At 61.1% G+C, this 13,486-nt stretch carries 10 protein-coding genes; 8 read left to right on the plus strand and 2 right to left on the minus strand.

The window, feature by feature from the left end; translation table 11 throughout:
• The first annotated feature begins 6 nt into the window (after window positions 1–6).
• From smc to ffh, 3 genes are read left to right on the plus strand one after another with little or no spacing between them, the layout of a single operon-like run.
• Complete coding sequence (gene smc / locus DWZ22_RS06470) at window positions 7–3,543, plus strand: chromosome segregation protein SMC (protein WP_118405724.1); 3,537 nt, start codon at window positions 7–9, stop codon at window positions 3,541–3,543.
• A complete protein-coding gene (gene ftsY / locus DWZ22_RS06475; protein ID WP_117794254.1) occupies window positions 3,543–4,460 on the plus strand; it encodes a signal recognition particle-docking protein FtsY in 918 nt (305 codons plus the stop codon). The genes smc and ftsY overlap by 1 nt, the downstream gene beginning before the upstream one ends.
• 10 nt (window positions 4,461–4,470) lie before the next feature.
• Window positions 4,471–5,946 (plus strand): signal recognition particle protein, encoded by a 1,476-nt coding sequence (ffh, locus tag DWZ22_RS06480; protein WP_117794255.1) that lies wholly within the window; start codon window positions 4,471–4,473, stop codon window positions 5,944–5,946.
• Window positions 5,947–6,061: 115 nt separating this feature from the next.
• On the opposite strand, the gene DWZ22_RS06485 is transcribed toward ffh, so the two are convergent.
• Window positions 6,062–6,826: a NifB/NifX family molybdenum-iron cluster-binding protein gene (locus DWZ22_RS06485; protein WP_118405725.1), complete on the minus strand. Its 765-nt coding sequence runs from the start codon at window positions 6,824–6,826 to the stop codon at window positions 6,062–6,064.
• A 209-nt stretch (window positions 6,827–7,035) separates the two neighbouring features.
• Here DWZ22_RS06485 and thyA point away from each other — a divergent pair, with 209 nt between their 5' ends.
• From thyA to DWZ22_RS06505, 4 genes are all read left to right on the plus strand, one after another.
• Window positions 7,036–7,884 (plus strand): thymidylate synthase, encoded by an 849-nt coding sequence (gene thyA / locus DWZ22_RS06490; RefSeq protein WP_117735047.1) that lies wholly within the window; start codon window positions 7,036–7,038, stop codon window positions 7,882–7,884.
• Window positions 7,885–7,893: 9 nt separating this feature from the next.
• Window positions 7,894–8,412, plus strand: a complete 519-nt coding sequence (locus DWZ22_RS06495) for a dihydrofolate reductase (RefSeq protein WP_118405726.1) — start codon at window positions 7,894–7,896, stop codon at window positions 8,410–8,412.
• A gap of 109 nt (window positions 8,413–8,521) precedes the next feature.
• The gene (locus DWZ22_RS06500) at window positions 8,522–9,436 is read left to right on the plus strand and encodes an RNA methyltransferase (protein WP_118405727.1); all 915 of its coding nucleotides are present in this window, start codon (window positions 8,522–8,524) and stop codon (window positions 9,434–9,436) included.
• Between the two features lie 125 nt (window positions 9,437–9,561).
• On the plus strand, window positions 9,562–10,911 hold the full coding sequence (locus tag DWZ22_RS06505) for an MATE family efflux transporter (RefSeq protein ID WP_118405728.1): 1,350 nt from the start codon (window positions 9,562–9,564) through the stop codon (window positions 10,909–10,911).
• Window positions 10,912–10,943: 32 nt separating this feature from the next.
• On the opposite strand, the gene DWZ22_RS06510 is transcribed toward DWZ22_RS06505, so the two are convergent.
• Entirely contained in the window at window positions 10,944–11,429 is a 486-nt protein-coding gene (locus DWZ22_RS06510) for a cob(I)yrinic acid a,c-diamide adenosyltransferase (protein WP_118405729.1), read from the minus strand.
• A 91-nt stretch (window positions 11,430–11,520) separates the two neighbouring features.
• Here DWZ22_RS06510 and ftsH point away from each other — a divergent pair, with 91 nt between their 5' ends.
• Window positions 11,521–13,413, plus strand: coding sequence for an ATP-dependent zinc metalloprotease FtsH (gene ftsH, locus DWZ22_RS06515; protein ID WP_199407087.1), 1,893 nt, complete (start codon window positions 11,521–11,523; stop codon window positions 13,411–13,413).
• The last annotated feature ends 73 nt before the right edge of the window (window positions 13,414–13,486 follow it).

The raw sequence follows: 13,486 nt of genomic DNA on the forward strand, positions 1-13,486 counted from the left end.
GGAACCGTGTATCTCAAGTCCCTCACGCTCAAAGGGTTCAAGTCGTTTGCCGACCGCGCCCATATGACGTTTGAGCCGGGCCTGACCGTCATCGTCGGTCCCAACGGCTCGGGAAAATCGAACATCTCCGACTCCATCCTGTGGGTTCTGGGCGAGCAGAGCGCCAAGCAGCTGCGCGGCCAGGCCATGGAGGATGTCATCTTCTCGGGCTCGTCGGCTCGCAAGCCGGTGGGTGTCGCCGAGGTCACGCTGGTGCTCGATAACTCGGACCATGTGCTACCCGTCGATTTTGACGAGGTCGCCATCACCCGTCGCATGTATCGCTCGGGCGAAAGCGAGTACCTCATCAACTCGAGTCCGTGCCGCCTGATGGACATTCAGGACATCCTGCACGATTCGGGCCTGGGTAAGGATACGCATTCCATCATCAGCCAGGGCAAGCTCGACGCCATTTTGCAGAGCCGCCCCGAGGAGCGCCGTGCCCTCATCGAGGAGGCCGCCGGCATCTCCAAGCACAAGCGCCGCAAGGAGCGTGCGCTCAAAAAGATCAAGTCGATGGACGAGCACCTGACGCGTGCCCGCGACATCAATAAGGAAATCGCCCGTCAACTGCGACCGCTGGAGCGTCAGGTCGATCGCGCGCGCAAGTACAAAGAGCTGTCCTCGCGCGCGAATGAGCTTACGCAGATGCTGGCTGTCGACGAGCTGCGTTCGCTGCAGTCGCAGTGGAACGACTTGGAGAGCCGCTCCAAGGAAGGTGCCGCCGAGCTGGAGCTTGCGCAGTACCGCATGGGCGAAAAGGAGCGCGAGCTCGAGAAGCTCCAGGTTATGCTCGAGGAAAAGGGCCTGTTTGTGGGCGATCTGGGCGAGCAGCGCCGCCATATGCAAGACGTGGTCGGCCGCATTAACTCCGATATGCGCCTGCTCGAGGAAAAGGGCCACAACATGGTGTCGCGCCTGTCCGACATGCGCGGCCAGATTTCGAGCTCCGAGCATCAGCGTCGTCGCGTGGTCGAGGAGCTCGAGGACGCGCGTGCGCAGCTTGAGGAAGTGACTGGTGCGCACATGCAGGCCCAGGAGGACGTTGACGCCGCTGGTCCTGCTGCCGCCGAGCTCCACGAGCGCCGTGTGGCGCTCGACAATCAGATTTCGCAGCTTACGCGTGAGCAACGCGATGTGCAGCGCGTGGCCGATAACGCCGCGCTCGAGCTCGCTAAGGTGAAGGATTCCTTGAGCAATGCCGAGGTCGAGGACAACATGTACGCCTCGCGCCTGGAGCAGATCGATGAACAGCTCGAGGAGGTCACGGCTTCGCTCGAGAGCCGTCGCGACCGCGCCGAGGAGCTTGAGTGCGCTCTTGAGGAAGCGCGCCAGGCTCAGGTCGATGCGCGTGAAGCCACCGAGACGGCACGCGCGGCCCTGAAGGACCTGCGTGCCCGCGAGAGCGAGGCGCGCAACAAGTTATCCGAGGTGCGCTCGGAGCTTGCCAGCCAAAAGAAACTCGATGCCCGCATGGGCGACAGCTCGCCGCTCGTGAGTCGCCTGGTGGGCGCGCTGGGCGACGATATCTCGGGTCGTCTGGGCGACGTGCTCGAGGCCCCGCGTGAGCTTGAGGGCCTGGTTGAGCAATTGCTCGCCGGCGATATCGATGCGCTGCTGTTCGACGATACGTCCGCGCTTGAGCGTGCCGGTCGTGCGGCCCTGGACCAGAAGAAGGCCTCGGGCGAGGCGCTGCTGGTAGCGCGCGGCGTGAGCGGCTCTACCGCCGCTGAGGGCGCCTCCGGTACCCGTCTGGTCGATCGTCTGTCCGTGCGCGCAGGCTACGGTCCCGTCGTTGAGGCGCTGCTCGGCGGCTATTACGTCGTGGACGATCTTGCTGCTGCGCTGTCGGCACCGGTCGTTGACGGCGTGACTTACGTGACCCCCGATGGCGCCCGCGTTGCCTGCGGCGGCTTGGTGCGCGTGGGTCTCGATGCCGGTGAGGCATCGGGTGCCTTGGAGCGCAAGCGCCGCATTCGTGAGCTCGAGGGCTTGGAGCCCGATCTGGCTGCCGTGTTTGAGCATGTTTCTGATCAGGTCGTCGAGGCCAATGCGGCCGTTGAGGAAGCGCGTGCCGCCGAGGGCGATGCCGCCGGCGAGATTGCCCGCCTTGAGGGCGAGCGCCGCTCCCTGTTGTCCGAGATCGGCCGCTTGGAGCAAAGCGCCGACAATGCCGAGGTCGAGCGCGTGCGCATCTCCAAGCGCCGCGAGCAGGCCTCCGAGGCCGTTCGCGCTGCGCGCCCGCGCGTGGACGAGCTTACTCGTTCGCGTGACGAGGCTCGCGCGCAGGCAAGCGATCTGGGCTTGCAGATTGCCGAGGCCAACGACGAACTTGACCGCGTTCGCCGTGACGATTCCGAGGCTGCCGGCAAGCTCGCCGACGCCAAGGTTCGCCTAGCCCAGACGAGCGAGCGCCTGCGTTCGCTGAAGGGCCGCGTGCCCGACCTGGAGCATCGTCTTGAGGGCATCGACCGTCGTATCCGCGGAACACGCCAGGCTTCGCGCTCGCTCGAGCTGCTGCGCCTGCGCGTCGACCCCATGTACGAACGCTATTCTGCCCTGTTGGAACGCGCGTCGGATTGGGCAGCGCGCCTGCGTGACCAGGCCTCTCTGGAAGAGGCAGACTCCGCTTCGCTCAAGAAGACCATCGAGGATGCCAAGGCAGAGGTTGCCCGCGCTAAGGAGCGGGTCGATACCGCCACCGCCACGCAGAATGAGTTTAAGGTCGCGCGTGGCAAGCTCGAGGTGCAGGTAGAGGCCGCCATTAAGGCCATTACCGCCGATGGCACCACGGTACTCGAGGAAGCGCTCATGCTTCCCGCGCCCACGGATCGCGATGCCGCCGAGCGCGAGCTCAACCAGCTTGTGCGCCAGATCAACAACCTGGGCCCTGTGAACCAAGTTGCCATGGAGGAGTACGAGCAGCTCAAGCGCCGCGCCGACTACATCGAGGAGCAGCTGGCCGATCTGGAGAGCGCGCGCAAGGCGCTCACCAAGATCACGGTGGCGATCGACCGCAAGATGCGCAAGGCGTTCCTGGTGACGTTTGAGAAGGTCGACGCGAACTTCCGCGAGATCTTCGCCATGCTCTTCCCGGGCGGTCAGGCTCATCTGGAGATGACCGATCCCGAGCATCCGGCCGAGACGGGCATTGAGGTCGTGGCGCAGCCGCGCGGCAAGCGCATCACCAAGATGATGCTCATGTCGGGCGGCGAGAAGAGTCTGACGGCGCTCGCCCTGCTCTTTGCCGTGTACCGCACGCGCACGGTGCCGTTCTATGTGCTGGACGAGGTTGAGGCGGCGCTTGATGACGCCAACCTGTCCAAGCTCATCGGCGCCCTCGATGTGCTGCGTTCCGATACGCAGCTCTTGGTCATTTCGCATCAGCGCCGTACCATGGAGGACGCTGACGTTCTCTATGGCGTCTCGATGCAAGCCGACGGCGTCAGCCGCGTCGTCTCGCAAAAACTCGATCGCGAAACCGGAAAGGTCGTGAATGCATAATGGGATTCTTTGACGCACTCTCGCGCGGACTTGAGCGCAGCCGTGAGGCTCTCAACGAGGTCTTCTACTTTGGCGGCGAGGTCGACGAGGATTTTTGGGAGGACCTGGAGGACACCCTCGTCATGGGTGACATGGGCGCCGAGGTCGCCATTCAGGTCTCCGATGACCTGCGCGATGCCGCGGCAAAGAAGAACCTCAAGACCGCTCCGCAGCTTCGCCGTGCCCTGGCCGAGCAGCTCGAGCAGCACTTTGTGCCCATCGAGCGCGATCCGTTTTCCGATACGCCGAGCTGCGTGCTGTTTGTGGGCATTAACGGTGCCGGCAAGACCACGACGGTCGGTAAGATCGCGAGCGCCATGGCCGCCCGCGGCAAGAACGTCGTGATCGGTTCGGCCGATACCTTCCGCGCCGCCGCCATCGAGCAGCTCGATGTGTGGGGCCAGCGCGCCGGCGTCCCCGTCATCAAGCGCGACCGCGGCTCCGATCCGGCGAGCGTGTGCTATGACGTGCTCGACGAGGCCGATAAGCGCGGCAGCGACCTGGTGCTGATCGACACCGCCGGTCGTCTGCACACAAGCCCCGAGCTCATGCGAGAGCTTGCCAAGGTGGTCAACGTGACGCGTAAGCGCGCCGCCAATATGGCCGCCGGCCCCATGCCCGTCTCGGTTGTCCTCGTGATTGATGCCGCCACCGGTCAGAACGGTCTGAACCAGGCGCTCGAGTTTAACGAGGCGCTGGGTCTGGACGGTATTATCATGACGAAGCTCGACGGCACGGCAAAGGGCGGTATCGCCATGGCCGTGGCTGAGAAGCTCAAGCTCCCGATCCTGCGCATCGGCGTGGGTGAGCAGGTCGATGACCTGCAGGAGTTCAATGCCAAAGATTTTTGCCGCGCCCTGGTGGGCGAGTCCAATTAAGGAGTGACTAGTGTTTGATTCCCTGAGCGATCGCCTCAACGACACATTTGACCGCCTGCGCGGCAAGGGCAAGCTGACCGAGGCCGATATCACCTCGGCCATGCGCGACATCCGTATGGCGCTGCTCGAGGCCGACGTCAACTTTAAGGTCGTCAAGGAGTTCGTCGCCAAGACCAAGGAGCGCTGCATGACCGCAGAGGTCATGGAGTCGCTGTCGCCGGCGCAAAACGTCGTCAAGATCGTGCTCGACGAGCTCACCGAGATGCTCGGCTCTACCGAGAGCAAGCTCGTCTTTAGCAACCGTATTCCCAACGTCATTATGCTTGTGGGCCTGCAAGGCTCCGGTAAGACCACGGCGGCCGTAAAGCTGGCCTACCTGCTCAAGAAGCAGGGCCGCTCGCCGCTGCTCGCCGCGTGCGACGTCTACCGCCCTGCCGCTGCCGACCAGTTGGCAACGCTTGGCGGCGAGATTGGCGTGCCGGTCTTCCGCGGTGACGGTGCGCATCCGGTCGACATTGCCACGGGCGCCATCCAGGAGGCCGTCGACCACCTGCGTGACGTGGTCATCGTCGATACCGCCGGTCGCCTGCAGATCGACGAGCAGATGATGCAGGAGGCCGTGGACATCAAGAAAGCCGTCAAGCCCGATCAGGTGCTGATGGTCGTCGATGCCATGACCGGCCAGGATATCGTCAACGTGGTCTCGACCTTTGCCGAGCGCACCGACTTTGACGGTGTGATCATCTCCAAGCTCGACGGCGATGCCCGTGGCGGCGGCGCGCTTTCCGTGCGCCAGGTGACCGGCAAGCCCATCAAGTTTGTGAGCATGGGCGAGAAGCCCGATTCGCTGGAGCCGTTCTATCCCGATCGTATGGCCAAGCGTATTTTGGGCATGGGCGACGTCGTCGGCATCATCGAGAAGGCCCAGGAGGCAGCCGATGCCGAGCAGCTCGAGGCTGCCGAGCGCATGCTGCGCGAGGGCTTCACCATGAACGATATGCTCGACCAGATGAAGGCCGTTAAGAAGATGGGCGGCATGAAGGGCATTCTGGGCATGCTTCCCGGTGGCCAGCGCGCGCTCAACCAGATGGGCGGCAACCTGGACGAGGGCATCTTCGATAAGAACGAGGCCATCATCATGTCGATGACCAAGGAGGAACGCCTGCGTCCCTCCATCATCAACGGTCAGCGCCGTGCCCGCATTGCCAAGGGAGCTGGCGTAACCCCAACCGAGGTCAACAGCCTTATGAAGCAGTGGGGCGAGATGAACAAGATGATGGGCCGCATGCGCACGATGGCCAATCAGGCACAGGCCGGCGGCAAGAAGGGCAAAAAGGGCAAGAAGGGCAAAAAGATGCGCATGCCCAATATTCCCGGCCTGGATGCCATGGGCCTGGGCGGCATGGGCGGCCTAGGAACGGGCGGCCCCAAGTCCGATATGGATCTGCTGCGCCAGATGGAAGCGCAGATGCGTAATAAAAAGTAGCGACTGGCTGAGTCGTGTATGGCGAAGGCCGCCCGGATGGTATTCCAGGCGGCCTTCGTCGTTGGTGCGTTATTTGTTGTGTGAGCAGGCACGTGATGGCATCGATTGCCTGCCGCTAGTGGCAGCCGCAGCTCTCATGGCCCTCGTGCTCGTGATGGCCGTGGCAGCCACAGGACTCGCCATGCTCATGGGAATGCTCGTGGTCATGGCCGTGGCAGCCGCAAGTGGCCTCGCCGTTCTGTGCGAGCGTGCCAGCGATAAGGGCTTCGACGCACGCATCGCAGCTGCCCTGGGCTCCCGCATAGACGGTGATGCCGGCTTGAGCAAGCGCGTTGATAGCGCCACCGCCGATGCCGCCGCAGATGAGCGTGTCGACGCCGCCGTTGGCGAGCAGACCCGCCAGCGCGCCATGACCGGTGCCACCGGTGCCCACGACCTGCTCGTCGATCACCTCGCCGTCCTGGATGTCGTAGATCTTGAACTGCTCGCTGCGGCCAAAGTGCATAAAGATGTTGCCGTTGTCGTACGTCGTTGCCACCCTCATAGTGTCAATCTCCTTTGCTGGCCATGCGGCCGTTGCCGTGGTAATGGGGGAGTACGCAATATTGCCGCCTTCGATGATGAGCGCCCGACCATTGACCAACGCGTTTGCCACCTTGCGATGTGCGCGGCTGCAGATGGCCGCCACGGTGGCACGGGCGATGCCTATGTGCTGGGCGACAGCCTCCTGATTGAGGCCTTCCAGGTCGCATAGGCGCAGGACCTCGAGCTCGTCGACCGTCATGTTGATGGCGTCTCCGCTGGCAAGGCCATCGGGGGTAAAACCGCGATATTCGGGGATGATCCCGACGCGGCGCAGTTTCTCGCGTCTTCCTGCCATATACACTCCAAATCTGACATATGTCAAAAATAGGATAGCGCACCTGCGGACCCGCGCAAGGCATTTTTGGCATATGTCAGAAAAAGGCAAAGCCGTTGCGACTGAGAGTGAGCTGCCGTGCATTGCGTGTGCCGGCCCAAGTGTCCCATCCGATGCTGTGCGCCTGGGCTACAATAAAAATTGCTTATAGGCGACTGACAGGAGGGTCAATGAGCAAAGCTGATCAACAGTTTGTAGCCATGTGCCGCGATATCTTGGACCATGGCACCACCACCGAGGGCCAAAAGGTCCGTCCGGTGTGGGAGGACGGCACCCCTGCCTATACCATTAAAAACTTTGGCGTTACGGCGCGCTACGACCTGCGCGAGGAGTTCCCCGCGCTCACGCTGCGCCGCACGGCGCTTAAGTCTGCCATGGACGAGATCCTGTGGATTTATCAAAAGAAGTCCAATAACGTCCATGACCTCCACAGCCATATTTGGGACGAGTGGGCTGACGAGACCGGCTCCATCGGTAAGGCCTACGGATACCAGATTGGCCAGAAGAGCCATTATGCCGAGGGCGACTTTGACCAGATGGACCGCGTGCTGTACGACCTTAAGCATACGCCGTATAGCCGTCGCATCATGACGAACACCTATGTGTTCAGCGACCTGTCCGAGATGCACCTGTATCCGTGCGCCTACAGCGTGACATATAACGTGACGCAGCGCCCGCAGGATGACAAACCGACGCTCAACATGATTCTCAACCAGCGCAGCCAGGACATTTTGGCCGCGAACAACTGGAACGTGTGCCAGTACGCCATTCTGCTCATGATGGTTGCGCAGTCCGTCGATATGATTCCCGGCGAGCTGCTGCATGTGATTGCCGATGCCCACATTTACGACCGCCATGTCGATATCGTCCGCGAGCTTATCGAGCGTCCGCAGTTTGCGGCGCCTAAGGTTTCGCTCAATCCCGACGTGCACGATTTCTACGCGTTTACGACCGACGACCTGATCGTCGAGGGCTACGAGCACGGCCCGCAAGTCAAGAACATTCCTATTGCGGTGTAGGTGGCGCTTATGACGTGTAAGCTTTCTGCCATCGTCGCCGTGTGCGATGACTGGGGCATTGGCTGCGAGGGCGACATGGTAGTGTCCAATCGCGCCGACATGCGCCATTTTGTTGCGTGCACCAAAGGCCATCCGGTCATTATGGGGCGCAAGACGCTGTTGAGTTTTCCCGGGGGGCGTCCGCTCAAGAACCGCCGCAATATCGTGCTCACGCGCGACGTGGACTTTGCTCCCGAGGACGTCGATGTGGTGCACAGTATTGATGAGGCGCTCGCTGCGGTTGCCGATGAGCCCGTTGCGTGGGTGATTGGTGGCGGCGATGTCTATCGGCAGTTTTTGCCGTATTGCGTCGAGGCCGAGGTCACGCACAACCATTGCGTGCATGTCGTGGATACGTACTTTCCCGATTTGGGAACCGATCCGGCGTGGGAGATTGCGCAGCGTAGCGGGGTCGCAACGATTGCCGCCGGTGAGGGTGACGAGGGCGTCGATTATGAGTTCGTGACGTATCGTCGCATCGAGGCGTAAAACCGATTATCCCTTCGGTATTATCGGGATGAAATGAATGACGGGGCGGCGCATGGCGTTGCCCCGATATTTGTATAGGTGCTGCAAAGAAAGGTGCGGGCTGGCTACTATGACTGATGCCGTTGAGGTGCTGCGAATCGATTCGCTCGAGGACGAGCGGCTCGATGCCTACGTGCGACTGACGGAGCGTGAGCTACGTTGCGTGCTGGAGCCGCAAAAGGGCATCTTTATCGCAGAGAGCGCCAAGGTCATCGAGCGTGCGGTACGCGCCGGCTACGACCCGGTGAGTTTTCTTTTGGGCGAGCGCTGGCTCGATCAGATGATGCCGCTGTTTGAGCGTCTGGTCGTGCGCGAGGGAGCGGGTCCTGTTCCGGTGTTCGTGGCCTCGATGGAGCTCATGGAGCAGCTGACGGGCTTTAATGTGACGCGCGGCGCGCTGGCGGCGTTTCGTCGCCCGCGGCAGATTCCGGTCGATGAGTTTCTCGGCGGCGTCGCTGAGGCGGCAGGGGAGCGTCCGGTGCGCGTGTGCGTGCTTGAGGGCATTGTTGATCACACCAATGTTGGCGCGATTTTTCGCTCGGCCGCCGCGCTCAATGTCGACGGTATTCTGGTGAGCCCTACGTGCTGCGATCCGCTGTATCGTCGCTCGGCTCGTGTGAGCATGGGCACCGTGTTTCAAGTGCCGTGGACGCGTATTGGCAGCGAGGCGCGGGTGTGGCCACATGATGGCCTGGCCGCGCTTCATGATGCCGGTTTTTCGTGTGCCGCTATGGCGTTGACGGACGATTCCGTTTCGCTGGACGACCCTGCGCTGCGCGAGATTGACCGTCTGGCGATTTTTATGGGTACTGAGGGTGCCGGCTTGGGCGCCAAGACCATTGCCGGCTGCGACCGAGCCGTGCGCATTCCGATGGCGCACGGGGTCGATTCGCTCAACGTGGCCGCGGCGAGCGCCGTCGCCTTTTGGCAGCTGTGCCCGCACGTGAGCAACGAGTACCACTACCAGCCGGGTTTGTATCACTAGGCAGATATTCTGCACCGCGCTCTGATTCGGGGCGTTTCGGTCGCCGCCAGTCGGTGCTAAGCTGGTTTTGGCTTTGGTTTTAAATTGCTGACTTGTTGTTTGACGTATACGAGTGGGGAGGGCTTGTGGCTAAGAAATCTACGGCTATCGATGTAACGCAAGGTGTCATTTGGCAGCAATTGCTGTCGCTGTGCGTTCCCATCTTTTTTAGTTCGTTTTTCCAGCAGGCTTACACGCTTATCGGTACGTATATCGTCGGTCAGTTTGGCGGCAAGCTTGCGCTGGGCGGCATTCAAGCCACGATGGTGCTCACGGAGCTCTGCATTGGTTTTTGCGTTGGCGTTGGCGCCGGTTGCGCCGTTATCACGGGGCAGTTTTTTGGCCAGCACGATGACGAGCGCTTGAGCCGTTCGATCCATACAGCCATGACGCTTGCGCTCGTGGGCGGTATCGTCGTTTCCATTCTTGGCATAGTGCTTGTCGAGCCCATGCTCGTTTTGATGAATACGCCGCACGAGCTTCTCGCCGAGGGCGTAGCCTATGCTCGCTGCTATTTTGCCGCCATGTTTGCGGCGCTGCTGCTCAATATGGGTACCGCGCTGCTGCGTGCCGTGGGCGATACGCGTGGCCCTGCCGTGATTATTGCTTCCGGCTGCCTCGTGAACGTGGTGCTCGATATCATTTTTGTTGCCGTGCTGCATTTGGAGGCCTTGGGCTGTGGTATCGCGGTGGCACTGACCATTTGCTCTAATGCCACGATGATTGTGATTCGCATGATGCGTGCTCCGGGCGCATGGCGTTTGTCGATATCCAAGCTCGGCATCGATCGCGGTATTTGCAAGAGCATGCTTTCGTGCGGTTTGCCGCTGGGTTTTCAATCGGCGGCGTATTCGATTTCCAACGTTCTGATTCAGGTATCGGTCAACTCGTTTGGCGCCGATGTTACGACGGCGTGGGGTCTTTCGGGCCGTCTCGACGGCATCATCTGGATGGTGACCGAGGCGCTCGGCGTATCCATCACCACGTTCTCGGCGCAGAACTTTGGCGCACGTAATTACGATCGCATGCGAAAGGGCTATCACACGTCGCTCGTGCTGTCGTTTTTGCTCATCGGCGGTCTGTCCGGTGTACTGTTGGTGTTCTCGGGTCCCCTGTCGCGCCTGTTTGTCGATGATGCCGCGATTTCTGGATACACCACGACCATCATTCATTTCATCGCACCGTTCTACGCCGTTTTTTCGATTATCGAGAACGCGTCGGGCTCCATTCGCGGCGCCGGCGTGAGTCTGCAGCCTATGATGCTCACCATCTTTGGTACGGTTGTGCTCAGGGTGATCTGGGTGTTTGCAATCATGCCCTTCGATCCGTCGCTCGAGCATCTACTGCTGGTCTACCCCGTAACCTGGCTCATCACCGCAAGCATGTTCACCATCTACCACCACAGCGGCAACTGGCTAGGCCGCGCCACCGCCTAGCCGGCAGAAAGGGAACGTCCCTAAGTGCCGAATTAGTATTCGATGCCTTGGCGGGCTAGGAGGCCTTCGTCGAAGTAGTGTTTGACAGGGCGCATTTCGGTTACCAGATCGGCAAGGTCGGCGAGGGGCAGCAAGCCTCGGCCGGTCAGTACGAGCTCCGTGGTGTCGGGCTTCATCGCGATCAGCGCTTCGACATCTTTGCGCGTCACAAAGCCCCGCCGCATGGCTTCTCCCAGCTCATCCAAGATCAACACGTCGACCTGGCTAATCTGCTCGCGCGCCAGCTCCATGACTTGTGCGGCACAGGCTTCGGGCGTGTCGCGGTCGGCTTGTACGATGCGCAGACCCAAACGGGGCGCCGCATCATGCTCGGCGCAGTGCAGCTTCTTTGCAAACTGCAGCATAAGCACGTTAAGTCCGTAGCCCGTCGCGCGCAAGGCGAGCCCCAACGCAGCCGTTGTCTTGCCCTTGCCGTCGCCCGTATAGATTTGAACCTTGCCGAATTCCAGTGATGCCATCTCTGTCCTTTCGTGCCCGGCGTCGGTTTATCGCCGTCCGGGTTGGGTATTCTAAAAACATTATCAACCCCAGTAGATGGAGTTCAAGCAGATGGAGATGGATGACAACAAACGTAGACGGAATATGATCCTCTACGTGCTCATCGCCTTCGTCGTCTACCTCGTGCTCTCGACCGTTCTGTTCCCCAACATCGGTCACACGCAGCAGATTACGAAGACCGATTACTCGACGTTTGTCAAAGCGCTCGATAAGAAGAGCGTTGACAAGGTCGAGTACAACACGGACGATTACTCGATTTATTACACCAAGAAGGGCGAGGACGAGAACATCGCCTACAAGACGACCGGTGTGCCGAATGACGCGGGCTTTACCGATCGCGTGCTTGAATCTGGCGCCTCGCTTGAGTCGGTCGTTCCCGATAAAAACTCGGGTTTGATGACCTACTACCTGCTCACCCTCATTCTTCCCATGGCGATTTTCTTCCTGATTGGCTGGTGGCTCAACCGCCGCATGAAGAAGGCCATGGGCGATGACGGTCCGTCGATGAACTTTGGCGGCGGCGGTTTTGGCGGCGGCGGACTGGGTAAGTCCGGCGCGCGCGTGATCGCCTCCAAGGACGTGGGCGTGACCTTTAAGGACGTCGCCGGCCAGGAAGAGGCCAAGGAGTCCCTCAAGGAGGTCGTCGACTTTCTGGAGAAGCCGCAGCGCTACGAGGAGATCGGCGCCAAGCTGCCGCGCGGCGCTCTTCTTGTTGGCCCTCCGGGTACCGGTAAGACCCTGCTTGCCAAGGCTGTTGCCGGCGAGGCGGGCGTGCCGTTCTTTAGCATTTCGGGCTCTGAGTTCGTTGAGATGTTTGTTGGTCGCGGCGCTGCTAAGGTGCGTGACCTGTTTAAGCAGGCAAAGGAAAAGGCCCCGTGTATCGTCTTTATCGATGAGATCGATACCATCGGTAAGAAGCGCGATGGCGGCGGCTTTAGCGGCAACGACGAGCGCGAGCAGACGCTCAACCAGTTGCTGACCGAGATGGACGGCTTCGATAACCACAAGGGTATTGTCGTCCTTGCTGCCACCAACCGCCCCGACAGCCTCGATCCGGCCTTGCTGCGCCCCGGCCGTTTTGACCGCCGCATTCCCGTCGAGCTGCCCGACCTGACCGGCCGTAAGAACATCCTCGAGCTCCACGCCAAGAGCGTGAAGACTCAGCCGCCGATCGATCTGACCGCGATTGCCCGCGCCACACCCGGTGCCTCGGGCGCCGACCTGGCCAATATCATCAACGAGGGCGCTCTGCGCGCCGTTCGCGAGGGTCGAAAGCGTGCAACCCAGGACGACTTCGAGGAGTCGGTGGAGGTCGTTATCGCCGGCCAGCAGCGTAAGTCCACGGTGCTGTCCGACCACGAGAAGCAGGTTGTTTCCTACCACGAGATTGGCCATGCCATCGTCGCTGCCCGCCAAAAGGGCTCTGCTCCGGTCACCAAGATCACCATCGTGCCGCGCACGAGCGGTGCTCTTGGCTATACCATGCAGGTCGAGGAGGACGAGCGTTTTCTGACCACGCGCCAGGAGGTGCTCGACAAGCTCGCTGTCTACTGCGGAGGACGTGCTGCCGAGGAGCTCATCTTTGGTGAGATGACGACCGGCGCGGCCAACGATATCGAGCAGGCCACCAAGCTCGCCCGCAACATGGTGACGCGTTTTGGTATGTCCGATGAGTTTGGCATGATGGCGCTCGGTACCGTTCAGAACGCGTATCTCAACCAGGACACGTCGCTCACTTGCGCCCCCGGTACGGCCGAGCGCGTGGACGCGATTGTCGCCAAGCTGATCGAGGATGCGCATGATCGCGCCCTGCAGATCCTCAAGGAGAACAAGTTTAAGCTTCACGAGCTGGCTCGTTATCTGTACAAGAAGGAGACGATTACGGGTGAGGAGTTCATGAACCTCCTCATGCGTGAGAATCCGCTGATGCCAAAGCAGCAGTAAAGCCGCGGCCGAGCCAGTGATCGCCGACGCCCCATTTGAGCAGCTTTCTCAAATGGGGCGTTTTGCTTGAGAG

Origin of the sequence: Collinsella sp. AF31-11 (assembly GCF_003475605.1) — a bacterium.
Lineage (GTDB): Bacteria > Actinomycetota > Coriobacteriia > Coriobacteriales > Coriobacteriaceae > Collinsella.